General features: G+C 59.8%; 23 protein-coding genes and 1 tRNA gene. 18 read left to right on the forward strand and 6 right to left on the reverse strand.

The features are described 5' to 3' along the window. Window position 1 precedes the first annotated feature (1 nt). From HX839_RS19760 to HX839_RS19825, 14 genes are all read left to right on the forward strand, one after another. A complete protein-coding gene (locus tag HX839_RS19760; protein WP_003209810.1) occupies window positions 2-748 on the forward strand; it encodes a YebC/PmpR family DNA-binding transcriptional regulator in 747 nt (248 codons plus the stop codon). Window positions 749-903: 155 nt separating this feature from the next. Next, entirely contained in the window at window positions 904-1,428 is a 525-nt protein-coding gene (gene ruvC, locus HX839_RS19765) for a crossover junction endodeoxyribonuclease RuvC (RefSeq protein WP_003209812.1), read from the forward strand. A gap of 115 nt (window positions 1,429-1,543) precedes the next feature. Continuing rightward, window positions 1,544-2,155 (forward strand): Holliday junction branch migration protein RuvA, encoded by a 612-nt coding sequence (ruvA, locus tag HX839_RS19770; protein ID WP_003209814.1) that lies wholly within the window; start codon window positions 1,544-1,546, stop codon window positions 2,153-2,155. After that, window positions 2,156-3,214, forward strand: coding sequence for a Holliday junction branch migration DNA helicase RuvB (ruvB, locus tag HX839_RS19775; protein ID WP_003209815.1), 1,059 nt, complete (start codon window positions 2,156-2,158; stop codon window positions 3,212-3,214). Window positions 3,215-3,352: 138 nt separating this feature from the next. Continuing rightward, window positions 3,353-3,808 (forward strand): tol-pal system-associated acyl-CoA thioesterase, encoded by a 456-nt coding sequence (ybgC, locus tag HX839_RS19780; RefSeq protein ID WP_008432379.1) that lies wholly within the window; start codon window positions 3,353-3,355, stop codon window positions 3,806-3,808. Between the two features lies 1 nt (window position 3,809). Beyond that, window positions 3,810-4,505: a protein TolQ gene (gene tolQ, locus HX839_RS19785; RefSeq protein WP_003209819.1), complete on the forward strand. Its 696-nt coding sequence runs from the start codon at window positions 3,810-3,812 to the stop codon at window positions 4,503-4,505. A 23-nt stretch (window positions 4,506-4,528) separates the two neighbouring features. After that, entirely contained in the window at window positions 4,529-4,981 is a 453-nt protein-coding gene (gene tolR, locus HX839_RS19790; RefSeq protein WP_161635741.1) for a protein TolR, read from the forward strand. After that, window positions 4,981-6,054 carry a cell envelope integrity protein TolA gene (gene tolA / locus HX839_RS19795; protein WP_003209823.1) on the forward strand — a complete coding sequence of 358 codons (1,074 nt, stop codon included), beginning with the start codon at window positions 4,981-4,983 and terminating at the stop codon, window positions 6,052-6,054. The genes tolR and tolA overlap by 1 nt, the downstream gene beginning before the upstream one ends. A 17-nt stretch (window positions 6,055-6,071) precedes the next feature. After that, entirely contained in the window at window positions 6,072-7,352 is a 1,281-nt protein-coding gene (gene tolB / locus HX839_RS19800) for a Tol-Pal system beta propeller repeat protein TolB (RefSeq protein WP_032868196.1), read from the forward strand. Window positions 7,353-7,407: 55 nt separating this feature from the next. Beyond that, window positions 7,408-7,908 (forward strand): peptidoglycan-associated lipoprotein Pal, encoded by a 501-nt coding sequence (pal, locus tag HX839_RS19805; protein WP_003209827.1) that lies wholly within the window; start codon window positions 7,408-7,410, stop codon window positions 7,906-7,908. Window positions 7,909-7,914: 6 nt separating this feature from the next. Next, window positions 7,915-8,748, forward strand: a complete 834-nt coding sequence (ybgF, locus tag HX839_RS19810; RefSeq protein WP_023659229.1) for a tol-pal system protein YbgF — start codon at window positions 7,915-7,917, stop codon at window positions 8,746-8,748. 164 nt (window positions 8,749-8,912) lie between these two features. Beyond that, entirely contained in the window at window positions 8,913-9,560 is a 648-nt protein-coding gene (queE, locus tag HX839_RS19815; protein ID WP_003209831.1) for a 7-carboxy-7-deazaguanine synthase QueE, read from the forward strand. A 1-nt stretch (window position 9,561) separates the two neighbouring features. Further along, window positions 9,562-10,239 (forward strand): 7-cyano-7-deazaguanine synthase QueC, encoded by a 678-nt coding sequence (gene queC / locus HX839_RS19820; protein ID WP_043225928.1) that lies wholly within the window; start codon window positions 9,562-9,564, stop codon window positions 10,237-10,239. 63 nt (window positions 10,240-10,302) lie between these two features. Next, window positions 10,303-10,378: transfer RNA gene (locus HX839_RS19825), tRNA-Lys, on the forward strand. 118 nt (window positions 10,379-10,496) lie between these two features. Here the strand turns inward: HX839_RS19825 and pstB are convergent. The 5 genes from pstB to lldD all read right to left on the reverse strand — a co-directional run bounded on the left by pstB (window position 10,497) and on the right by lldD (window position 15,535). Continuing rightward, the gene (pstB, locus tag HX839_RS19830) at window positions 10,497-11,276 is read right to left on the reverse strand and encodes a phosphate ABC transporter ATP-binding protein PstB (RefSeq protein WP_003209835.1); all 780 of its coding nucleotides are present in this window, start codon (window positions 11,274-11,276) and stop codon (window positions 10,497-10,499) included. Next, on the reverse strand, window positions 11,276-12,148 hold the full coding sequence (gene pstA, locus HX839_RS19835) for a phosphate ABC transporter permease PstA (RefSeq protein ID WP_003209837.1): 873 nt from the start codon (window positions 12,146-12,148) through the stop codon (window positions 11,276-11,278). The genes pstB and pstA overlap by 1 nt, the downstream gene beginning before the upstream one ends. Then, complete coding sequence (pstC, locus tag HX839_RS19840) at window positions 12,145-13,140, reverse strand: phosphate ABC transporter permease subunit PstC (protein WP_177067575.1); 996 nt, start codon at window positions 13,138-13,140, stop codon at window positions 12,145-12,147. Before pstC ends, pstA begins: the two co-directional genes overlap by 4 nt. A gap of 66 nt (window positions 13,141-13,206) precedes the next feature. Beyond that, window positions 13,207-14,223, reverse strand: a complete 1,017-nt coding sequence (gene pstS, locus HX839_RS19845) for a phosphate ABC transporter substrate-binding protein PstS (RefSeq protein ID WP_177067573.1) — start codon at window positions 14,221-14,223, stop codon at window positions 13,207-13,209. Between the two features lie 169 nt (window positions 14,224-14,392). Continuing rightward, window positions 14,393-15,535, reverse strand: a complete 1,143-nt coding sequence (gene lldD / locus HX839_RS19850; protein WP_003209842.1) for an FMN-dependent L-lactate dehydrogenase LldD — start codon at window positions 15,533-15,535, stop codon at window positions 14,393-14,395. Window positions 15,536-15,642: 107 nt separating this feature from the next. Here lldD and HX839_RS19855 point away from each other — a divergent pair, with 107 nt between their 5' ends. Beyond that, a complete protein-coding gene (locus HX839_RS19855; RefSeq protein WP_003209844.1) occupies window positions 15,643-16,548 on the forward strand; it encodes a LysR family transcriptional regulator in 906 nt (301 codons plus the stop codon). On the opposite strand, the gene HX839_RS19860 is transcribed toward HX839_RS19855, so the two are convergent. Next, window positions 16,545-18,503, reverse strand: a complete 1,959-nt coding sequence (locus HX839_RS19860; protein ID WP_177021869.1) for a PAS domain-containing sensor histidine kinase — start codon at window positions 18,501-18,503, stop codon at window positions 16,545-16,547. The two genes, HX839_RS19855 and HX839_RS19860, sit on opposite strands and share 4 nt — an antisense overlap. A 359-nt stretch (window positions 18,504-18,862) precedes the next feature. On the opposite strand from HX839_RS19860, the gene HX839_RS19865 reads away from it, so the two are divergent. The 3 genes from HX839_RS19865 to nadA all read left to right on the forward strand — a co-directional run bounded on the left by HX839_RS19865 (window position 18,863) and on the right by nadA (window position 23,127). Beyond that, window positions 18,863-20,149 (forward strand): OmpP1/FadL family transporter, encoded by a 1,287-nt coding sequence (locus HX839_RS19865; RefSeq protein WP_177067574.1) that lies wholly within the window; start codon window positions 18,863-18,865, stop codon window positions 20,147-20,149. A 128-nt stretch (window positions 20,150-20,277) separates the two neighbouring features. Next, window positions 20,278-21,849 carry a lactate dehydrogenase gene (locus HX839_RS19870; protein WP_218173652.1) on the forward strand — a complete coding sequence of 524 codons (1,572 nt, stop codon included), beginning with the start codon at window positions 20,278-20,280 and terminating at the stop codon, window positions 21,847-21,849. Window positions 21,850-22,068: 219 nt separating this feature from the next. Then, window positions 22,069-23,127 (forward strand): quinolinate synthase NadA, encoded by a 1,059-nt coding sequence (gene nadA / locus HX839_RS19875; protein WP_003209852.1) that lies wholly within the window; start codon window positions 22,069-22,071, stop codon window positions 23,125-23,127. The last annotated feature ends 50 nt before the right edge of the window (window positions 23,128-23,177 follow it).

The raw sequence follows: 23,177 nt of genomic DNA on the forward strand, positions 1-23,177 counted from the left end.
TATGGCTGGCCATTCCAAGTGGGCGAACATCAAGCACCGCAAAGAGCGTCAGGATGCCAAGAAAGGCAAGATCTTCACCAAGTGGATTCGCGAGCTGACCGTTGCCGCGCGCCAGGGTGGCGGTGACCCGGGTTCCAACCCGCGCCTGCGCCTGGCCCTGGACAAGGCCCTCGGCGCCAACATGAGCCGCGACATCATCGACCGCGCCGTGGCCCGTGGTGCCGGTGCGGCCGATACAGACGACATGGTCGAGTTGAGCTACGAAGGCTACGGCCCGGGTGGCGTGGCGGTGATGGTCGAGTGCATGACCGACAACCGCAACCGTACCGCGGCTGCCGTGCGCCATGCGTTCAGCAAATGTGGCGGCAACCTCGGCACAGACGGTTCGGTAGCCTACCTGTTTGAGCGCAAGGGGCAGATTTCCTTCGCGCCGGGCGTGGATGAAGATGCGCTGATTGAGGCTGCAATGGAGGCCGATGCCGACGACGTGGTGACCAACGAAGACGGCTCCATCGACGTGTTCACCTCGTTCGCGGGCTTCTATTCGGTGCGTAACGCCCTGGAAGCGGCTGGTTTCAAAGGCACCGACGCGGAAATCGTGATGCTGCCGACCACCAGCGCCGAGCTGGACCTGGACGGGGCGCAGAAGGTACTCAAGATGCTCGACATGCTTGAAGACCTGGATGACGTGCAGAACGTCTATTCCAATGCCGATATTCCGGAATCGGTGGCTGAACAGCTAGGCTGAAGGATGATGCAGATCTAATGTGGGAGCGGGCTTGCTCGCGAAGGCGGCGTGTCAGTCAGTCAATACGGTGACTGATACACCGCCTTCGCGAGCAAGCCCGCTCCCACATTTTGATCTTGGCTATATCAAGAATTTTTTATCCAACTGCAGGCGTTATGACTCTAATCCTAGGTATCGACCCCGGTTCGCGAATCACCGGCTTTGGCGTGGTCCAACAGACCCCGCGAGGCTGCGTGTACGTGGCGTCGGGCTGTATCCGTACCGGCGCCGGCGAGTTGGCCGAGCGCTTGCAGATCGTGTATCGCGGCGTGCGCGAAGTGATCCAGACCTATGGGCCGGTGACCATGGGCATCGAAAAAGTGTTCATGGCGAAAAACGCCGACTCCGCCCTGAAGCTCGGCCAGGCCCGCGGTGCGGCCATCGTGGCCGGAGCCGAGGAGGGCATGGAGATCGCTGAATACACCGCGACCCAGGTCAAGCAAGCCGTGGTCGGTACCGGTGCTGCCAATAAAGAGCAGGTGATGATGATGGTCATGCACATGCTCAAACTCACCGCCAAACCGCAAATCGATGCCTCCGACGCCCTGGCCATTGCCATTTGCCATGCCCATACCCGTTCCAGCCTGATGCCCCATGGCTTGGGGACCGCACGCAGTCGTGGCGGCCGGCTGCGTCTCTGATAGCATCAGCGCATTCATTCTGCGTGGGGTGCATGAACGGCCTGTGCTGTCGGCCGGCATGCCCGCGTTATTACCGGCCAGGCCTTGATTTGAGCCGATTCTTAAGGATTCGAACGTGATTGGACGCTTGCGCGGCACCCTGGCTGAGAAACAGCCACCGCACCTGATTCTGGATGTAAACGGGCTGGGTTATGAGCTTGAAGTGCCCATGACCACCCTCTACCGCTTACCGTCGGTCGGTGAACCGCTGACCCTGCACACTCACCTGGTGGTGCGCGAAGACGCGCAATTGCTCTATGGGTTCGTTGGCAAGCGTGACCGGGATTTTTTCCGTGAGCTGATCCGCCTCAACGGCGTGGGGCCGAAGCTGGCGCTGGCGCTGATGTCGAGCCTGGAAGTGGATGAATTGGTGCGCTGTGTGTCGGCCCAGGACACGTCCGCGCTGACCAAGGTACCGGGCGTTGGCAAGAAAACCGCCGAGCGCCTGCTGGTGGAGCTCAAAGACCGCTTCAAGGCCTGGGAGGTTGTGCCGAGCATGTTTGCCCTGGTGCCCAACCAGCCTGATGCGCCGGGTGTGCCGGTGGCCAGCGCTGAAAGCGATGCGGTCAGCGCGCTGATCTCCCTGGGCTACAAGCCGCAAGAGGCGAGCAAGGCCGTGTCAGCCATCAAGGACAAGAACCTGAGCAGCGAAGACATGATCCGCCGCGCCCTGAAGGGAATGATTTAAGTGATTGAAGCTGATCGTCTGATCGCGGCCACCGGGCCTCGTGATCGTGAAGAAATCCAGGACCGGGCGATTCGCCCCCTGAGCCTTGCCGAATACATCGGCCAGCCCACCGTGCGCGAGCAGATGGAGCTGTTCATCCAGGCCGCGCGCGGGCGCAGCGAGTCCCTGGACCACACGTTGATCTTCGGCCCGCCCGGGCTCGGCAAGACCACCCTGGCCAACATCATCGCCCAGGAAATGGGCGTGTCGATCAAGTCCACCTCCGGCCCCGTGCTGGAGCGCCCGGGCGACCTGGCGGCGCTGCTGACCAACCTGGAGCCCCACGACGTACTGTTTATCGACGAGATCCACCGGCTTTCGCCCATCGTCGAGGAAGTACTGTACCCGGCCATGGAAGACTTCCAGCTGGACATCATGATCGGAGAAGGCCCGGCGGCGCGCTCGATCAAGCTCGACCTGCCACCGTTCACGCTGGTGGGTGCGACCACCCGTGCGGGCATGCTGACCAACCCGCTGCGAGACCGTTTCGGGATTGTTCAACGTCTAGAGTTCTATAGCACGGCGGATCTGGCCACCATCGTCAGCCGTTCGGCGAGCATCCTTGGCTTGCCCCTGGACCCGGAAGGCGCCTTTGAAATCGCCCGCCGCGCCCGTGGTACCCCGCGGATTGCCAACCGTCTGCTGCGCCGGGTGCGCGACTTTGCCGAAGTGCGGGCCAAGGGGCATATCACCAAGCCCGTGGCAGACCTGGCGCTGAACCTGCTGGATGTGGATGAGCATGGCTTTGATCACCAGGACCGGCGCCTGCTGTTGACCATGATCGAGAAGTTCGACGGCGGCCCGGTGGGCGTGGACAGCCTCGCCGCCGCCATCAGCGAAGAGCGGCATACGATTGAGGATGTACTGGAGCCGTATCTGATTCAGCAGGGCTACATCATGCGCACACCAAGGGGGCGTGTGGTCACCCGGCATGCGTATCTGCACTTTGGGTTAAACATTCCGTCACGATTGGGCGAGATGCCCGTAGTAGACGAATTCCTCGATGCAGTAGACGATTAAAAACGCTTGGCGATTCGATTTATTCGGAGTTTGTGCTGTCCTAGTGGCTGGCGTCGTCATTCTTTCGTTAGAAATGTGCCACAGAATGAAAAACAGTTGCCTGGCCGGATTGGCAACCTGAGGAGTAAGCACTAGAGTATGCGCGCGCAAAACGGGGATCAGTCGTTCGCACATCGCTGTCGCGTTTATTACGAGGACACCGATGCTGGCGGCATCGTTTATTACGTCAATTACCTAAAGTTCATGGAGCGGGCTCGAACCGAGCGGCTACGGGAGCTGGGCTTTGCCCAATCCCAGCTGGCAGGGGAGGACCTGTTGTTTGTCGTGCATTCCAGCGAGGCGCGTTACCACGCGCCGGCGCGACTGGACGACGAGCTGCTGGTCAGCGCAGAAATAACCGAATTGAACCGTGCCAGCCTGCGCTTTAAACAGCAGGTCAGGCGGGCTACGGATGCAACGCTGCTCTGTGAGGGGCAGTTCCTGGTGGCCTGTGTTCGCACCAATAGTTTGAAACCCCGGGCCATTCCCGAAACTCTACGCGCGGCCTTTGCCGGCGTGAGCGGCGCGGGTAAACATTCAGAGCAGGAGATTTAGCGTGGAACCTACCGTCGTCGACCATTCCTCCATGTGGAGCCTGGTCAGCAATGCCAGTGTCGTGGTTCAACTGGTGATGCTGGTCCTGGTAGCCGCATCGGTTACCTCTTGGGTCATGATTTTTCAGCGCAGCAACCTGCTGCGTGCTGGTCGACGTGCCCTGGAGAGCTTCGAAGAGCGCTTCTGGTCGGGTATCGACCTGTCCAAGCTGTACCGCCAGGCGGGCAGCAACCCGGACCCGGATTCGGGCGTCGAGCAGATCTTCCGCGCAGGCTTCAAGGAATTCTCCCGTCTGCGCCAGCAGCCAGGCGTTGACCCGGAAGCGGTCATGGAAGGTGTGGCCCGTGCCATGCGCGTCGCCATCTCCCGGGAAGAAGAAAAGCTTGAGCAAAGCCTGCCGTTCCTCGCCACCGTAGGTTCCGTCAGCCCGTATATCGGCCTGTTCGGTACCGTATGGGGGATCATGAACTCCTTCCGCGGCCTGGCCCAGGCCCAGCAAGCGACCCTGGCCACCGTGGCCCCGGGTATCGCCGAAGCGCTGATCGCCACCGCCATCGGCCTGTTCGCAGCTATTCCCGCAGTAATCGCCTACAACCGTTTTGCCGCTCGTGGCGAAACCTTGATCAGCCGTTACTACACCTTCGCCGATGAATTCCAGGCGATCCTGCACCGTAAAGTGCACACCAGCGAAGAATAAGCAGGTAATTCCCAATGGCTTTAATCGCTCGAGCTCGCAAAAAGCGCAAGCCGGTCGCCGAGATGAACGTGGTGCCTTACATCGACGTGATGCTGGTGCTGCTGGTTATCTTCATGGTGACCGCGCCGATGCTCAATCAGGGCGTGAAGGTTGATCTGCCCAAGGTTTCCAGCGAAGCCTTGCCGCAGGACAACAACACCCAGGTCCTGACCATTTCGATCAAGGCTGACAAGACCTATTACTGGAACCTTGGCAGCGAAGTCGACACTCAGAAACAGCAGGACAAGGCCATGACCTTGCCGCAGATGACTGATGCCGTGACCAAGATCATTCGCGCCGGCAACGAAGGTGGCAAGCACACCCAGGTGTTCATTCGCGGCGACAAGGTCGTCGACTACGGCTCCGTCATGGGCGCCATGGGCGGGCTGCAGAAGGCCGGGGTCGGTAATGTTGGCTTGATTACCGAGGCGCCCTGATGCACCAACAGCGAGAGCCGTCCGCCTCGGAAAGCTACTTCTGGCCTAGCGTCTGGGCAATTGCCCTGCACGTCCTGGTGTTTGGCATGCTGTTCGTCAGCTTTGCCATGACCCCGGACCTGCCGCCAGCCAAGCCGATCGTGCAGGCGACCCTGTATCAGCTGAAATCGAAAAGCCAGGCCACCACCCAGACCAATCAGAAGATTGCGGGTGAGGCCCAGAAGTCGGCTGCGCGCCAGACTGAAGTCGAGCAGATGGAACAGAAGAAGGTCGAGCAGGAAGCGGTGAAGGCTGCTGCGGAACAAAAGAAAGAAGAGGCGGCTCAAAAGGCCGAGGAATCGAAAAAGGCTGACGAGGCGAAGAAAGCTGCAGAGGCGCAAAAGGCTGATGAAGCCAAGAAAGCCGATAAAGCTGCCGAAGCCAAGAAGGCTGAAGAGAAACAATTGGCTGATATAGCCAAGAAGAAATCTGAAGAAGAAGCCAAGAAGGCTGCCGAAGAAGAGGCCAAGAAAAAGGCCGCTGAAGACGCGAAGAAAAAGATAGTCGAAGACGCGAAGAAGAAAGCCGCGGACGACGCCAAGAAGAAAGCTGAAGCTGACGAGGCGAAGAAGAAGATCGCCGACGATGCGAAGAAGAAAGCTGCCGCCGATGCCTCCAAGAAAAAGGCCCAGGAAGCAGCGCGTAAATCGACCGAAGACAAAAAGGCCCAGGCCTTGGCCGATTTGCTTTCCGACACGCCGCAGCGCCAGCAAGCCTTGGCCGATGAACGTGGTGATGAAGTCGCGGGCAGTTTCGACGACCTGATTCGTTCACGGGCAGCGGAAGGGTGGACCCGTCCTCCTTCGGCACGTAAAGGCATGACAGTAGTGCTGCAGATCGGCATGTTGCCGGACGGTACGGTGACTTCGGTCAGCGTGGCCAAGTCCAGTGGCGACGGTTCGTTCGACAGTTCGGCGGTAGCAGCGGTCAAGAACATTGGCCGGTTGACCGAGATGCAGGGAATGAAACCAAGCGACTTCGCTCCCTACCGTTCATTCAAGATGACATTCACACCTGAGGATCTAGCCTTGTGAGAAACCTTCTTCGAGGAATGCTTGTCGTTATTTGCTGCATGGCAGGGATAGCGGCGGCGGATGAAAAGAACATCCTGGTCACCAGCGGTAGCGATCGGGCCACCCCGATCGCCGTTGTGCCGTTTGGCTGGCAGGGCGGCAGCGTGCTGCCGGACGACATGTCGCAGATCATCAGCGATGACCTGCGCAACTCCGGCTACTACGCACCGATCGACAAAGGCAACATGATCAGCCAGCCGACCCAGGCCAGCGAAGTCATCTTCCGTGACTGGAAAGCGCTGAACGCCCAGTACCTGATGGTGGGCAGCATCACGCCCGCCGGCGGTCGCCTGCAGATCCAGTACACCCTGTTCAACGTCGCGACCGAGCAGCAAGTGCTGACCGGCAGCGTGTCGGGCACCACGGATCAGCTGCGGGACATGGCGCACTACATCTCCGACCAGTCGTTTGAAAAACTGACCGGGATCAAGGGTGCCTTCTCCACGCGCTTGCTCTATGTAACGGCCGAGCGTTTTTCGGTAGACAACACTCGTTACACTTTGCAGCGCTCCGACTATGACGGCGCTCGTGCAGTGACGCTGCTGCAATCCCGTGAGCCGATCCTGTCGCCGCGTTTCGCGCCAGATGGCAAGCGTATCGCCTACGTGTCCTTTGAACAGAAGCGTCCACGGATCTTCGTCCAGCACATCGATACCGGTCGCCGTGAGCAGATCACCAACTTCGAAGGCCTGAATGGCGCGCCAGCCTGGTCGCCGGATGGTTCGCGCCTGGCATTCGTGCTGTCCAAAGATGGCAACCCGGACATCTACGTGATGAACATGGCTTCGCGCCAACTGAGCCGTGTTACCAGCGGCCCGGGTATCAACACCGAACCGTTCTGGGGCAAGGATGGCTCGACCATCTACTTCACCTCCGACCGTGGCGGCAAGCCGCAAGTCTACAAAACCAGCGTCAACGGCGGCGGCGCCGAACGAGTGACCTTTATTGGTAACTACAACGCTGCACCTAAGCTTTCGGCTGATGAAAAGACGTTGGTGATGATTCACCGTCAGGATGGTTTCACTAATTTCCGGGTTGCGGCCCAGGATTTGCAGCGTGGAACCGTAAAAATCCTTACAGATACCAACCTTGATGAGTCAGCTACTGTTGCGCCCAACGGCACCATGGTAATCTACGCCACCCGCCAGCAGGGCCGGGGAGTCTTGATGCTCGTGTCCATTAATGGACGCGTAAGGCTCCCGCTTCCTACCGCTCAAGGCGAAGTCAGAGAACCGTCCTGGTCCCCTTACCTGAACTGACGCGGCGCTACAAAAAGAAGTACTTAACACACTGGGGTTCATTAGGAGTTTCACGATGGAAATGCTGAAGTTTGGTAAGTTTGCTGCTCTGGCTCTGGCTCTGTCCGTAGCCGTTGGTTGCTCGTCTAAAGGCGGCGACAATGCCGGTGAAGGCGCAGCTGTTGATCCAAACGCTGGTTACGGCGCTAACACTGGTGCAGTTGACGGCTCCCTGAGCGAAGAAGCTGCTCTGCGCGCTATCACCACTTTCTACTTCGAATACGACAGTTCGGACCTGAAACCAGAAGCCATGCGCGCTCTGGACGTTCACGCGAAGGACCTGAAAGCTAACGGCGCTCGCGTTGTTCTGGAAGGTAACACCGACGAACGTGGTACTCGTGAGTACAACATGGCACTGGGCGAGCGTCGTGCGAAAGCCGTTCAGCGCTACCTGGTTCTGCAAGGTGTTGCTCCAGGCCAACTGGAACTGGTTTCCTACGGTAAAGAGCGTCCAGTTGCTACTGGCCACGACGAGCAGTCCTGGGCTCAAAACCGTCGCGTCGAACTGCGTAAGTAATTCGTCATGCGAACGTGCCGTCGTGCTCTAACTGTATTGGCTCTCAGCCTGGCACCGCTTGCGGTGTGGGCTGCGGTTCCTGTGGAAGATAGCAACTCTGGCTATAACAATAGCGGGAGCAGTTATCCGCCAGCGGGTTATGGCACGAACGGCGCCTATGCCGGGGGCGCGGCAACTGCCGCGCCTTCGGCACAGGGCGAACTGTTCAACCAGCTGCAACGCATGCAGGATCAATTGTCGCAGCAACAAGGCACGATTGAGGTTCTGCAGAATCAAGTGAACCAGCTGAAGCAAGAAGGCCTGGAGCGTTACCAGGATCTTGATCGACGCATTGGAGCCGGCGTTACACCAGCCGCCACTCCTGATAATTCTTCTGCCGGTGGCGCCGCAAGCGCCGCCGGTGGTGCAGCGGCAGGGGCCGCGGCTGCGAGCCAAGCCCCTGCCGCCAGCAGCGAACCGGGTGATCCTGCGAAGGAAAAGCTGTATTACGATGCAGCCTTCGACCTGATCAAAGCCAAGGATTTCGATAAGGCCAGCCAGGCTTTTACCGCATTCCTGCGCAAATACCCGAACAGCCAGTACGCGGGCAACGCCCAGTACTGGTTGGGTGAGGTGAACCTGGCCAAGGGTGATCTGCAGGGCGCAGGCCAGGCATTTGCCAAGGTCAGCCAGCTGTACCCCAAGCACGCCAAGGTGCCGGATTCGCTGTACAAACTGGCTGACGTAGAACGCCGCCTGGGTCATACCGACAAGGTCAAAGGCATTCTGCAGCAGGTGGTGGCCCAATATCCGGGTACCTCTGCGGCCCAGTTGGCTCAGCGGGATCTGCAACGCATGTAAGCGTCGCAACCCGTTCAGAAGAAACCCGCGCCCTGCGCGGGTTTTTTCGTTAGAATCCACGCTCTTTTATGAAACACGCTTCCTGGGGTTTACGCGTTGGCGCAATTCCTTGAAGTGCCTGACGGAGGCGGACAGCCTGTTTAGCTGTTACGCCCGTGGCGACTATGCAAGACACATTACGTATCACCGAAGTTTTTTACTCGTTGCAGGGTGAAACGCGCACTGCCGGGCTGCCCACTGTATTTGTGCGCCTCACCGGTTGCCCGCTGCGTTGCCAGTACTGCGACAGCGCCTACGCCTTCAGCGGCGGCACCGTGCGCACCCTTGAAGACATCCTTGAGCAGGTGGCCGGTTACCGGCCGCGTTATGTCTGCGTCACGGGTGGCGAGCCCCTGGCACAGCCCAATGCCATTCCCTTGCTCAAGCAGTTGTGCGATGCCGGTTACGAGGTGTCCCTGGAAACCAGCGGCGCCCTCGATATCTCTGCAGTCGACCCTCGGGTCAGCCGAGTCGTCGACCTCAAGACCCCAGGCTCCAAGGAAGTGCACCGCAACCGCTACGAGAACATTGAGCTGCTGACGGCCAACGACCAGGTCAAGTTCGTCATCTGTTCCCGTGAAGACTACGACTGGGCGACCTCCAAGCTGATCCAGTATGGCCTGGACCGCCGGGCCGGCGAAGTGCTGTTTTCCCCCAGCCATCATGACCTGAATGCTCGCGACCTGGCCGACTGGGTCGTTGCAGACAACCTTCCGGTGCGTCTGCAACTGCAGCTGCACAAGTACCTGTGGAACGATGAGCCGGGGCGCTGAGATGACTGATCAAAAACGTGCGGTGATCCTGCTGTCCGGCGGCCTCGACTCCGCGACCGTGGTCGCCATGGCCCGTGCAGAAGGCTACAGCTGCTACACCATGAGCTTCGACTACGGCCAGCGTCACCGTGCCGAACTGAACGCTGCCGCCCGTGTCGCCCGAGACCTGGGCGCGGTTGAGCACAAGGTGATCGGCCTGAATCTCGACGGCATGGGTGGCTCGGCGCTGACCGACAGCTCCATAGACGTGCCGCAAGGCCCCAGCGAAGGCATTCCGGTGACCTACGTGCCGGCACGCAACACGGTCTTCCTGTCCCTGGCCCTCGGCTGGGCCGAGGTGCTCAATGCCCGCGACATCTTCATCGGCGTCAACGCCCTGGACTACGCCGGATACCCGGACTGCCGTCCCGAGTACATCGAGTCGTTCGAGCGCATGGCCAACCTGGCGACCAAGGCCGGTGTAGAAGGGCAGGGCTTTCGCATACTGGCGCCGCTGCAGAACCGCAGCAAGGCCGATATCGTGAAGGCAGGCGTAGGACTTGGCGTCGATTACTCGCTGACTGTTTCCTGCTATCAGGCAGACACTGATGGTCGCGCTTGTGGGAAATGCGACAGCTGCAGACTGCGTGCAGAGGGCTTCCAAGCGGCCGGAATTACTGACCCAACGCGTTATTTCTGATTTATTTTAAATAAGGTGTTGAATAATCCTTAGAAATCAGTATTATACGCGCCACCACACAGCGGGTCGTTAGCTCAGTTGGTAGAGCAGTTGGCTTTTAACCAATTGGTCGTAGGTTCGAATCCCACACGACCCACCATTTTTGGCGGTTTAGAAAATCCGGAAGGCCCACGCAAGTGAGGATTTCCGGGTTTTTTTTTGCCCAGTAAAAAGCCGATCACTCTCGCGACAGAGAGTGATCGGCTTTTTTGTTAAAGCTAGCCAAACCGCCCGGTGATGTAGTCCTCGGTCTGTTTCATCTTCGGCTTGGTGAAGATCTCATCCGTATTGCCATGCTCAATCAGTTCGCCCATGAACATGAACGCCGTGCTGTCCGACACCCGGGCGGCCTGCTGCATGTTGTGGGTCACGATGATCACCGTGTATTGCTCTTTCAGCTCGGTGATCAACTGCTCGATGCGCCCGGTGGAAATCGGGTCGAGCGCCGAGGTCGGTTCATCCAGCAACAATACCTGCGGGCGCAGCGCAATGGTGCGGGCGATGCACAGGCGTTGCTGTTGTCCGCCTGAAAGACTCTGGGCGCTCTGCTTGAGTTTGTCCTTCACCTCATCCCACAGCGCGCCGCCGCGCAAGGCTTGCTCGACTCGATCATCCATTTCCCGGCGCGACAGCTTTTCGTGGTGACGCACGGCATAGGCGATGTTGTCGTAGATCGACATCGGGAACGGCACCGGCTTCTGGAAGACCATCCCGACGTGGCTGCGCAGGCGGTTCATCGAGTAGCCGGGGGCGAGGATGTTTTCGCCATTGAGCAGCACTTCACCGCGGGCTTCCTGCTTCGGGTACATCGAGTAGATACGGTTGAACACCCGCAGCAAGGTCGACTTGCCGCAGCCCGATGGGCCGATGATCGCGGTGATGCGTTTTTCCGGAATGTCGATGTCGATGGATTTCAGCGAACGCTGGTTGTTGTAGAAAAACTCCAACCCACGGACACGGATTTTGGTTTTTTCAGGATCAAGGCGGGTCGATTGCATCAGTGGGACCTATTGCGCAAAAGAATCAGGCGAGACAGCAAGCTCAGCACCAGCACGAACATCGTCAGTACCAAGGCGCCTGCCCATGCGAGGGAGTGCCAGTCATCGAAGGGGCTCATGGCGTACTGGAAAATAACCACCGGCACGCTGGCAATCGGCTTGAGCAGGTTGCTGCTCCAGAACTGGTTGCCGAAGGCGGTGAACAGCAGCGGCGCGGTTTCCCCGGTAATCCGCGCCAGCGCCAGCAGGATGCCGGTCACCACGCCGGCCTTGGCCGCTCTCAACACGATCTGCAACGTCAGTTTCCACTGGGGTACGCCCAGGGCCAGGGCCGCCTCGCGCATGGTGGAAGGTTGCAGTTGGAGCATCTCGTCGGTCGTGCGCACCACCACCGGAATCACCAGCAAGGCCAGCGCCAGGGCACCGGCAATGGCGGAGAAACCTACCTGGTGATTGGTCAGCAGGTTCAGCGGCAGGATCACCCCGGTGTAGATGAACAGGCCCAGCACGATCGACGGCGCGGACAGCAGGATGTCGTTGATGAAACGCACCGTGGTACCCAGGCGCGAGTGCCGTGCGAATTCCGCCAGCCAGATACCGGCCATCAGTCCGATGGGCGTGCCAATCAGCAGCGCAATCCCGGACATCAGGGCGCTGCCATAAAACGCGTTGGCCAGGCCGCCGTCTGTTCCGGGTGGCGGCGTCATCTCGGTAAACAGGCGCAGGTTGAGCGCCTGAAAGCCGTTGATGATGGTGGTCAGCAGAATCCACGCCAGCCACAGCAGGCCAAAGACTGTCGCGCCACAACTGAGCAGCATGGCCACCCGGTTCTTCAAGGCACGCTTGCGGTACAGGCGTTCGTTGCTGCTCATAGGCCCTCCTTGCGGGACAGGCGCATGAGCATCAGCCGCGCCAGTGCCAGCACCACGAATGTCACGATAAACAGCAGGAAGCCCAGGGCGATCAGCGCCGAACGATGCAGGTCGGTGTACGCCTCGCTGAACTCGTTGGCGATGACGGACGCGATGGAACTGCTGGGCATCAGCAACGAGGCGGAGAACTGTTGCGCGTTGCCCAGCACGAAGGTGACGGCCATGGTTTCACCCAGGGCGCGACCGAGGCCGAGAAAGATCCCGCCGACCACTGCCGAACGGGTGTAGGGCAGGACGATGTCCCAAACCACTTCCCAGGTAGTACTGCCCAGTGCGTAGGCCGACTCCTTCAATTGAGTCGGCACACTGCGGAACACCTCATGCATCACCGACGTGATGAACGGCGTGATCATGATCGCCAGCACGATGCCGGCGGTCAGCATCCCGATGCCCAGCGGCGGCCCCTGGAACAGCGAGCCAATAAACGGAAGCGCACCCAGGAAGTCATTGATCCAGGGTGACAAGTGTTCAGCCATAAAGGGCCCGAAAACAAACAGGCCCCACATGCCATAGATAATCGAGGGAATGCCCGCGAGCAATTCAACGGCGGAGGCGACCGGCATTCTGAGCCAGGGCGGCGCCACTTCGGTGAGGAAAATCGCGATGCCGAAACTCACCGGCACCGCAATCAGCAACGCCAGCAACGAGGTGACCAAGGTGCCGTAGATCGGTACCAGGGCGCCAAAGTGGTTGTTGACGGCATCCCACTCGGTGCTGGTGATGAAACCGAAACCGAAGGTCTTGAAGGCCAGGCCACCGCCCCACAGGGTGGAGGCGGCGATGCTTGCCAAGAGCAGCAGCACCAGCATCGCGGCCCCGAACATCGAGCGTTTGAACCACAGATCGTGGCGCTGATCGCGAGCGGCGCGGCTATCACCCGACACGTCGCTTGCGTGAGTAGTCATAACCAAGGGTTGCACGGTGTCGTTCATATCAGAAGTGCTCACCCGCCTCCATCAAGCATGCACATGCTTGAGGAAGGGGGCTATAGAGGCGGATCAGTGGGCGAAGTCAGACTTCCAGTAACCTTCGATCCGGGTCACGAGGGAATCGGGCAACGCTACGTAGTCCAATGCCGCAGCCTGCTGCTGACCTTTCTCCAACGACCATTTGAAGAAGTTGAAAGCGGCCTGGCTTTGCTCGGCGTTTTTTGCCTGCTTGTACATGATGATCCAAGTGGTCGCCGTGATCGGCCACGCGTTCTCGCCCGGTGCGTTGGTCATGATCAGGTTGAAGTCATGGGCGTTGGCCCAATCGGCAGTATCAGCCGCTGCCTGGAAGGCCTTGGCGTTGGGCTCGACGAATTTGCCGGACGCGTTCTTCAGTGAGGCGTAGGTCATCTTGTTTTGCAGGGCGTAGGCGTATTCAACAAAGCCGATGGAGTTCTTGATCTGCTTCACGTAGGCCGAAACACCTTCGTTACCCTTGCCGCCCACACCGACCGGCCACGGCACGGTGGTGCCGAAACCGATTTTGGTTTTCCAGCCATCACTGACTTTGGAGAGGTAGTTGGTGAAGTTGTACGAGGTGCCCGAGCCGTCCGAGCGGTGGACCACGGTGATATTCGCGCCCGGCAGTTTCAAGCCGGGGTTGAGGGCGGCAATCGCCGGGTCGTTCCAGGCCTTGATGTCACCGAGGAAGATCTTCGCCAGCACATCACCATCGAGTTTCAGCTGGCCAGCTGCAATGCCCTCGACGTTCATCACCGGCACGATGCCGCCAATCACGCTTGGGAATTGGCCGAGGCCGCCGGCCTTCAGTTCATCCGCCGACAGCGGCGCGTCGGACGCACCGAAGTCCACGGTAGCCGCCTTGATCTGGGCGATACCACCACCGGAGCCGATGGACTGGTAGTTGATCCGGTCACTGGAGCTTTTGCTGTATTCCTGGGACCACTTGGACAGCACCGGGTAGACGAAACTGGAGCCTGCGCCCGTGACGTCAGTGGCGTGAGCGACACCACTCAGGCACAGGGCAGTGAACAACACTGACAGACTCTTTTTGGTCAGCAACATCACGACGACACCTCAAAGGAAGGGGGCAGGTGGAGGACTCCACCTGGCTGGGACGTGACGATTTAATTCCTGAAATGTGTCTGTTTAATGACGGTTTGGCTTTATGAAGAAACATTTAGAAATATCTGTGGGCGACCCCGGAAGGGATGCTCCGAGGTCGCTGCACTGATCAACCCTGGCTGCGCACCAGGATCGACTCATCGATCTGGGCGATCGACGTGACTCCGGTCAACGTCATGGCCACGCGCATTTCCTTGGCGAAGATATCCAGCAGGTTCTCCACGCCACGCTGCCCGTCGGCGGCCAGTGCGTAAGCCTGTGCACGGCCCAGCAGAACGCCCTTGGCGCCCAGCGCGAGCATGCGCACCACGTCCAGCCCCGAGCGTACGCCGGAGTCCACCAGCACCGTCAGATCGCTGCCCACGGCTTGTACGATAGGCGCCAGTGCCTTGGCTGTGGACAGCACGCCATCCAACTGGCGCCCGCCGTGGTTGGAGACGACGATGCCGTCGGCACCAAAGCTCACCGCGTCCTTGGCATCCTGTGGGTCGAGGATGCCTTTGATGATCATCGGGCCTTTCCAGAATTCGCGGATCCACTCCAGGTCTTTCCAACTGATGGAAGGGTCGAAGTTGTTGGCCAGCCAGCCGATGTAGTCCTTCAGTTGGGTGGGCTTGCCCAGGTACTTGGAGATGTTGCCCAGGTCGTGGGGGCGACCCAGCAGGCCCACATCGAAGGCCCAGGCTGGTTTGGTCATGGCCTGCAGGATTTGGCGTTGCGGCCCGTAGGCACCGGACATACCCGAATGGGCGTCGCGATAACGCGCGCCGGGGGTGGGCATGTCGACCGTGAACACGAGGTTTTTCACCCCGGCGGCCTGGGCGCGCTCCAGGGCGTTTTTCATGAAGCCGCGGTCTTTCAGCACATACAGCTGAAACCAGATCGATTGCGGGCTCTGGGACGCCACTTCCTCGATCGGGCACACGGAAACGGTCGACAGGCAAAACGGAATGCCCTTGTTCGCTGCCGCCTTCGCCGCCTGGACTTCACCACGCCGGGCAAACATGCCGGTCAGGCCCACCGGGCTGAGGACCACCGGCATCGCCAATGGCTGGTCGAACAACGTGGTTTCAAGGCTCAGGCTTTCGACGTTGCGCAGGATGCGCTGGCGCAGGCTGATATCCGACAGGTCCGAGCTGTTGGCCCTGAGGGTGTGTTCGGCGTAGGCGCCGCCGTCGATGTAGTCGAACAGGAAGCGCGGCAGTTTGCGGCGGGCGGCTTCGCGGTAATCCGATGCAGACGAAATGATCATGAACAGTGATGCCCCGAGTGAAGAAAACGGTGGGGTGAGGATAGACAAAGGCCTTTCATGGTAAAAACAACTTTTCCAACTTGAATCAAGTCGCAAACGGAATACTCATGAACCTTCGTACGTTGCTGGCCTTTGTCGAAGTAGTTCGCCAGGGCAGCTTCTCACAAGCAGCCGAGGTGGTTTCGCTCACCCAGTCTACCGTCAGCAAGGCGGTCAAGACTCTGGAAGATGAATTGGGCACGCCGCTGTTCAATCGCATCGGCCACAAGAGCGAGCTCACGGCCGCCGGCGAAATTGCCTACCGCCGAGCGCTGGTGTTGCTGGCGGAGCGCAGTGACCTGGTGGCCGAGATCAACGACTTGCTGGGGCTCAAGCGCGGTGTATTGCGCATCGGCTTGCCGCCGGTGGGCAGTGGGGTGCTGTTTGCGGCGATGTTTGCCTTGTATCGACAGCGTTATCCGGAAATCGAGATCGAGCTGATCGAGCATGGCAGCAAGAAGTTGGGCGAATGCCTGGAGGCCGGGGAGGTGGACCTGGCCGCGTTGCTGGTACCGGTGGCGGGAGAATTTGAATATCAGGATGTGCGCGTCGAGCCACTGATGGTGGTGATGCCGATCGACCATCCTTTGGCCGGGCGTAAAAGCGTCGATTTTTCCGACCTGGCTGACTCGCCCTTTATTCTGTTCGAGGCCGGGTTTGCGCTTAACCGGATCATTCTCACAGCCTGCGAGCGCAGAGGCGTAGTCCCGCGTATCACCGCCCGCAGTGCCCAGATCGACTTTATCGTCGACCTGGTTGCCGCAGGCCTGGGTGTCGCGTTTCTACCGAGCATGCTGGCTTACAAACACCTGCACGCCGGCATCGCCCTGATCCAGCTGGACGAGCCCCAGACTGATTGGCACATCGCCCTGGCCTGGCGGCGACAGGCGCACTTGCCACCGGCGGCGCGGGCCTGGCTGGATCTGGCCCTGGAGATGGGGAATGTTCCGGACACGACCCGGCCTGCGGTCTAGCCTTGTGCGACCAGGGGCAGGCGGCTCTTGACGACTTTTTGCAGCAGCAGGGCCAGCACCTCGGTGGAATACGGCTTCTGCAGCAAGACAAAACGGCTGGCTTCTTCCTGGGCGATACGCGCGTATTCGTCGTTGTAGCCGGTGGTGAGCACCACCGGCAGCCATGGGTACAAGGCTTCGATTGCGTCCAGCAACTCCAGGCCACTCATGCCGGGCATGGAGATATCGGAGAACACCACCTGGAAGCTTTCCGGGTTGGGGGCCAGGGCTTCCAGCGCGCTGTTCGCATCCGGCACCCACAGCACGTGAAAGCCCATCTGTTCCAGGGTTTGCGAGGTGTACAGGCCCACATCGGCGTTGTCCTCGACCATCAGCACGCACAAGCCTGAGATGATGGGCGAAACGCTGGTGTCTTGAGGTACCGGCATGGCACTTGGCTCGACCTTGGGCAGGTACAGCGTAAATTGGCTACCCCTGCCGCACTCGCTCTGTACCAGGATTTCCCCGCCTGATTGCTTGGCGAAGCCGTACACCTGGGACAAGCCCAGGCCGGTGCCCTGGCCGATACCCTTGGTGGTGTAGAAGGGCTCAAAGATCGCGTCGAGTTTTTCCGGCGGGATACCCGAGCCGGTGTCCGCCAGTTCGATGGTCACGTAATCGGCGACACGTACCGGGTGAGCGCGAACCGAGGGTAGCCAGCTTGCCGTCGAAACGGTGATGGTCAAATGCCCGTTGCCGGCCATGGCATCCCTGGCGTTCACCACCATGTTGACCAGCGCGGTATCGAACTGGCTTTCGTCGGCGTTGATAAAGCAGGCGTCGTCAGGCACCTGGATGCTTACCTTGACCCGCGAGCCGGTCAGGCTGTCCATCATCTCGCCCACCCGCTTTACACTTTCGCCGACGTTGAACACCTCGGGTCGCAAAGCCTGGCGGCGGGCGAATGTGAGCAACTGGGCCGTCAGGCGGGCCGCGCGATCGACCGTGCTGGCGATGGCTTCCACGTATTTCACGCGGCGTGCTTCGCTCAGGGCAGGTGGCTTGAGCAAGTCGGCACAGGACTTGATCACCGTCAGCAGGTTATTGAAATCATGTGCGACACCGCCAGTGAGCTGGCCGATGGCTTCCAGTTTCTGTGACTGACGCAGGGCGTCTTCCGACAGTCGCAGGGCTTCCTTGGCTTCTTCCTCAGCCTGGATGTCGCGGCCCACGGCGTGGATGTAGTCGCTGTCGGGCACGGCCGTCCAGGCGATCATGCGGTAGCTGCCGTCCTGGTGGCGGTAACGGTTCTTGAAATTGGGGAAGTTCTTGCCATCGCCCAAACGGCTGACCGCCGAGGATGAGACGGCCAGGTCGTCGGGGTGAACCAGGGCCAGCAACTGGCTGCCCACCAGGTCGTTTTCGGCGTGGCCGAGCATGCGTGTCCAGGCCGGGTTCACGGCGGAGATCACACCGTCGAGTTGTGCCACCAGCATCAGGTCCGGCGACAGACGCCAGATACGGTCGCGATCGCGAGTGCGTTCGACCACCCGCTGTTCCAGGGACTCGTTGAGTTTGCGCAGGGACTCTTCGGCTTCGCGCAGGGGCGTGATGTCCCGGGACACGCAGAGGATTTTCTCCGGCAGGCCGTCACTGCCCATGATCGGGCTGACGTTCACGTGCCACCATTTAAGGTTGCCGGCCAGGGTGTGGGCAGCGCCGACAAAGCTGGCATTGCGACCGGCCTTGGCGGCCTCAACGGCAGCCTTGGCATCGAGATTGCCCTGGTCGTGCCAGAAGTCGGGCCAGGGGCAGCCGCGGATCGCATTGAAGTCGCTGACTTCCATGATCTGCTTGCCGCCTTCGCTCATGAAGGTCAGGCGGGCGTCGAGGTCCAGCACCTTGATGCAATCGTTAATGCTGGCAAGCACGCGTTCGGTGAAGGCTTCGCTGTGGTTGAGGCCCGCGGCGGACAAATCACTCTCGCCAGATTCAGGTGGGCTGTTTGTCTCAGGACCCGTCCCGATAGTGCTATTCATTTGAGTGCTGCCACGCGTGTTAAATGGCCGTCATCATGTCATTGCGACACTTATATCACCAGCGCCTTGACGCTTATTCGATGGCAGGCAATCCGGCCTGCTGCAAGCGTGACGGCGAGATTAAAACCCGTCAGTCATATTCAGGTTCCGGGGTCTGAATAAGTGCTGGAAAAACCGTCGAAGTCTTTGAAAGAAATAGGATTGTCGGACAATTTTGCGCATGAAAAACTCTTCATAATTTGCCCGCTCGAAGATTGGTAGCTTCCCCTCGCTGCCCAATAATTCGAGTTCTAATAATGAATAAAAAACTCTTCAAGAGCGCTTTGGCGCTGTCGATTTCCCTTGCCTCCACTTCCTTGTTTGCCGGTGGTTTCGCCCTCAACGAACAAAGCATCAGTTCAATGGGGACCGGTTACGCCGGGCGTTCCTCCTCCGCGGATGACGCCAGCACGGTGTTTGGCAACCCGGCGGGTATGTCTCGCCTCAAGCAGAATGAAGTGAGCATCGGGGCGACCTACCTGGATGCCAAGTCGAACATCAAGGATGCCAGCTCCAGCCAAGGTGGCGTGGACAACCCCGGCACCGACAAAGGCGATATGGTCCCCGGCATCGCCGTACCGATGGGCTACCTGGTGACGCCGATTGATGAACACTGGGCGTTTGGCCTGGGAATCTACGCGCCGTTCGGCCTCGTGACCGACTATGAACACAGCTTCCAGGGCAATGGCTTTGGCAACAAAAGCAAGGTTCAAGTCATCACCGTGCAGCCAACCGTCAGCTATGCCTTCAACGACAAGGTTTCGGTGGGCTTCGGTCCGACCTTCAACCGTATCAGTGGCGAACTGGACTCCAAGGTCCCGGCATTTGGCCTCGGCACGGAAAACGTAAAGGTCAAGGGCGACGACACCGCCACCGGTTTCAACGCCGGTATCCTGGTGCAGCCGATTGAAAGCACGCGCATTGGTGTGACCTACCACTCGCAGGTTGTGTATCACCTGTCGGGCAAAACCAACGCCTCGGGGGTGCTCACCGACCTGGTGGATGGCGGCCCGCAGCGGTATGACGCCAAGCTGGATGTCACCACGCCGTCGTCCGTGGACTTCTCGGTCACCCATAAACTCAACGATGACTGGACCCTGTACGTCGGCAGCACCTACACCCGCTGGAGCCAGTTGAAGAAGATTACGATCAACAACAGTGGCGTCTCTGACCTCGCCACCGAACTGGCCGGCCTGAACTCCATCACCGAAGAACAGCACTGGCATGACACCTGGTCTCACGCCATCGGCCTGTCGTACCAGTTGAACAAGCAACTGGTGCTGCGTACCGGCTTTTCGGTGGACCAGACGCCCACCAACAACACCGACCGGTCCGTACGTATTCCTACGGGCGATCGCACGGTGTTCAGCTTGGGCGCCGGCTGGACGCCAGTGGATAACCTGACCTTCGACGTCGCTTATTCCTACCTGAAAGAAGAGCCGATCAAGGTCCGCGACAATAATCCGCAACTGGCGCTGACCTACGACGCCAAGTATGAAAACAGCGCCAACGGTTTCGGCGGTTCGGTGACTTACCGCTTCTGATGCACCGGAAGAGGGCAAAGAGTCAGTTTTCTGACATGGCTCTTTGCTAGCAATTGTATCGGTCGCGCTACCAAACCTTCCCTGTCTTGGTTAAATTGGCTGCAATCCAGCTCAAGACAGGGATCGTCATGACTACGCTTTCGCCGATCAGCTCCGCCATCGCCCTTACCAATCGACCCGCCGTTACCCCGCCAGCTACGCAGGCGCCAGAAACGGACGCCGCTGCCGTGCGACCTTCCTCGGTGGTCAGCCTTGGCAATGTCACGGTGGACGTTCAAGCCGAGACGTATTCCCGCAACGGCCAATTGCCCGGCCATGGGCCGATCAATGCCTGGGAAAGTGACAGCGACGATGCGGTCACCAAAGCGATCAGCACGAATTTCCCTGCACTGCCCAGAGGCACAGGCTTCAGCGGCCTGGGCGCCACCCTGATTGAGCAATTTGCGAAGAGCGGTACCGACATTTCCCAGTCGGCGCTGAGCACCAGCGCTTCCAGGACCCAAAGCCCCGCCGAACTCAAGGTTCAACAGGCGCTGCTGCACAGCAGGGCCGACAACCTGGTCAGCCTGACCGTCAAGACGGCCAGCGGCAAGACCGTCACCTTCAGCCTGGCCAGCCAGTTGGGAGGCTTGGCCGCGCAGGCGAAGGTGGACGGTGGCGCCCTCAGCGCCGCCGAACTCAAGGAAGTCGCCAAGTTGGGCGAAGCCTTCCAGGACGCGATCGACGGCCTGGCCGCCCAGCCGCCGAAACTCGAGCTGAGCAAGCTGACGCAGTTTGATTCCAGCGTATTGGCTTCGGTGGACCTCAGCGGCAAATTGAAAGTGAGCAATACTGACGACCTCACACTTGCATTCCATGCGGACAGCCAGGGCCGCACCACGCGCATGAGTAGCCCGGCGGGGGAAGTGAATCTCTCGGTCGACCTGAAGAACGCCGGCATCCTCGGCAACGCCAAGCAACAGGCAATCGCGCTGAAAAGCTACCTGGCCCAGTTCGACAAGGCCCAGGCGCGGGGCAAGGCCAATGCTGACCTGATGGCGATGTTCAAGGATGCGTTTACCGCCATGAACAGCAACTACCCGCAGAGCGCCAAAGCGCCTGCGCCGCTGACCCGCAGCGCGGCAGATCAAGGCCTGCTGACGGGCCTGGCGGATTTCAAGGCCTCCATCAGCCAGGCGGCCAGCTCCCCCAACCCGGCGCGCCCAGGGGAAACCGATACGTTTGCCTATGGGATTTCCCAGAAAACGCGCATCGGCGGCAATGACCTCTCCAATCGCACGATCGATCAGGTCCAGCGATCAAGCCTCAAGGCCAGTTTCCATCAGGGCCTGGATGGCGGGAAGCCGCCGGCTTTCGATACTAGGCGCGAGTCGCAGAACTACCTCTATGTGAAGGTCGACGACAAGGCCAGCAGTGCGGCGAACATCACCTACAAGGATGGTTTCCTGACCAACGCCTCCGTGGACCAAAGCGCCAGTCAGAACACCCGCACCCAGCGATACGAGATGGCTCGACTGGTTAAAGACAGCGTGGTACCGAACGAGGCCACCAGCCATCGCGACTACCTGGTACTGCTGGAATATGCGGCGCGGGAAGGCAAGAGTACCAAGGGCGCCGATGAAACCATCCTGAAGGATGCCCTGGCGAACATGCATCAGTGGGCGTTGCTGCAAGACGATCCGTCCGCTTTGCCCGGTTAAACCGGTCGTTGTAAAAAAGGGAAACCCCTGGCCGGGTTTCCCTTTTTCATGCCTGGCCGAATCCCAGATTAGGCTTTTGAAACCATTCGATATTCTGTAGCCTTGCGCAGCTTCACCGTGCTTGATGAACACAATCACTTCGTCCGGCGGCGCCCGAAAGGCTCCAGAGCCGGTGGTACACTCGACTTTCGCGCAACTGCGCCTGCAGGTCTTGCGAACATGACGCAAATTTCCGAACGCCTTCTGGTCCAAGCCCACCTCGACGCCAAGCAGCCCAAGGTGCTGAGCGCCGAAGAAGAGGCGGGCTACCGCGCCGCCATCGCCGCCGAGCTCAAGGCTCAGGACGCGGTGCTGGTGGCACACTTCTACTGCGACCCGGTGATTCAGGCCCTGGCCGAAGAAACCGGTGGCTGTGTCTCCGACTCCCTGGAAATGGCCCGCTTCGGCGCGGCGCACCCGGCCAAGACCGTATTGGTGGCGGGCGTGCGATTCATGGGGGAGACGGCCAAGATCCTCACGCCTGAAAAACGCATCCTGATGCCGACACTGGAAGCCACGTGCTCCCTGGACCTTGGCTGCCCGGTGGATGAGTTCTCGGCATTCTGTGATCAGCACCCTGAGCGCACGGTGGTGGTATATGCCAACACGTCGGCGGCGGTGAAAGCCCGTGCTGATTGGGTGGTGACTTCCAGTTGTGCGCTGGAGATTGTCGAAAGCCTGATGGATAACGGCGAGACGATTATCTGGGGGCCGGACAAGCACCTGGGCACCTATATCCAGCGTCAGACGGGTGCAGACATGTTGCTGTGGGATGGTGCGTGCATCGTGCACGAGGAGTTCAAGTCCAAGCAGTTGGAGGACATGAAGGCGTTGTACCCGGACGCGGCGATTCTGGTGCACCCGGAGTCGCCCACTTCGGTGATTGAGTTGGCGGATGCGGTGGGGTCTACCAGCCAGTTGATTGCGGCGGCGCAGCGGTTGCCGAACAAGACGTTTATCGTGGCCACCGACCGCGGCATTTTCTACAAGATGCAGCAGTTGTGCCCGGACAAGGTGTTTGTCGAGGCGCCGACGGCGGGGAATGGGGCGGCGTGTCGCAGTTGTGCGCATTGCCCGTGGATGGCGATGAATACCCTGGAGCGCACGCTGCAGTGCTTGCGTGAGGGGAGTAATGAGATTTTTGTTGAGCCTTCGGTGATTCCGCAGGCGGTTAGACCGCTGAAGCGGATGTTGGATTTTACTCAGGCGGCTCGGTTGAGGTTGGCGGGGAATGCTTGATCTTGTTTGAGTACATATCCGTTATTTAGGTAACGGCCGCTTATGGTTCC

The organism is Pseudomonas sp. I8001 (assembly GCF_013385345.1).
Taxonomy (GTDB): domain Bacteria; phylum Pseudomonadota; class Gammaproteobacteria; order Pseudomonadales; family Pseudomonadaceae; genus Aquipseudomonas.

What these genes read in the sequence shown, in the direction of transcription:
- HX839_RS19760 (WP_003209810.1), top strand. Translation starts at nt 2, where the DNA reads ATGGCTGGCCATTCCAAGTGGGCGAACATCAAGCACCGCAAAGAGCGT.
- ruvC (WP_003209812.1), top strand. Translation starts at nt 904, where the DNA reads ATGACTCTAATCCTAGGTATCGACCCCGGTTCGCGAATCACCGGCTTT.
- ybgC (WP_008432379.1), top strand. Translation starts at nt 3,353, where the DNA reads ATGCGCGCGCAAAACGGGGATCAGTCGTTCGCACATCGCTGTCGCGTT.
- tolA (WP_003209823.1), top strand. Translation starts at nt 4,981, where the DNA reads ATGCACCAACAGCGAGAGCCGTCCGCCTCGGAAAGCTACTTCTGGCCT.
- tolB (WP_032868196.1), top strand. Translation starts at nt 6,072, where the DNA reads ATGCTTGTCGTTATTTGCTGCATGGCAGGGATAGCGGCGGCGGATGAA.
- pal (WP_003209827.1), top strand. Translation starts at nt 7,408, where the DNA reads ATGGAAATGCTGAAGTTTGGTAAGTTTGCTGCTCTGGCTCTGGCTCTG.
- ybgF (WP_023659229.1), top strand. Translation starts at nt 7,915, where the DNA reads ATGCGAACGTGCCGTCGTGCTCTAACTGTATTGGCTCTCAGCCTGGCA.
- queE (WP_003209831.1), top strand. Translation starts at nt 8,913, where the DNA reads ATGCAAGACACATTACGTATCACCGAAGTTTTTTACTCGTTGCAGGGT.
- queC (WP_043225928.1), top strand. Translation starts at nt 9,562, where the DNA reads ATGACTGATCAAAAACGTGCGGTGATCCTGCTGTCCGGCGGCCTCGAC.
- pstB (WP_003209835.1), bottom strand. Translation starts at nt 11,276, where the DNA reads ATGCAATCGACCCGCCTTGATCCTGAAAAAACCAAAATCCGTGTCCGT.
- pstA (WP_003209837.1), bottom strand. Translation starts at nt 12,148, where the DNA reads ATGAGCAGCAACGAACGCCTGTACCGCAAGCGTGCCTTGAAGAACCGG.
- pstC (WP_177067575.1), bottom strand. Translation starts at nt 13,140, where the DNA reads ATGAACGACACCGTGCAACCCTTGGTTATGACTACTCACGCAAGCGAC.
- pstS (WP_177067573.1), bottom strand. Translation starts at nt 14,223, where the DNA reads ATGTTGCTGACCAAAAAGAGTCTGTCAGTGTTGTTCACTGCCCTGTGC.
- lldD (WP_003209842.1), bottom strand. Translation starts at nt 15,535, where the DNA reads ATGATCATTTCGTCTGCATCGGATTACCGCGAAGCCGCCCGCCGCAAA.
- HX839_RS19855 (WP_003209844.1), top strand. Translation starts at nt 15,643, where the DNA reads ATGAACCTTCGTACGTTGCTGGCCTTTGTCGAAGTAGTTCGCCAGGGC.
- HX839_RS19865 (WP_177067574.1), top strand. Translation starts at nt 18,863, where the DNA reads ATGAATAAAAAACTCTTCAAGAGCGCTTTGGCGCTGTCGATTTCCCTT.
- HX839_RS19870 (WP_218173652.1), top strand. Translation starts at nt 20,278, where the DNA reads ATGACTACGCTTTCGCCGATCAGCTCCGCCATCGCCCTTACCAATCGA.
- nadA (WP_003209852.1), top strand. Translation starts at nt 22,069, where the DNA reads ATGACGCAAATTTCCGAACGCCTTCTGGTCCAAGCCCACCTCGACGCC.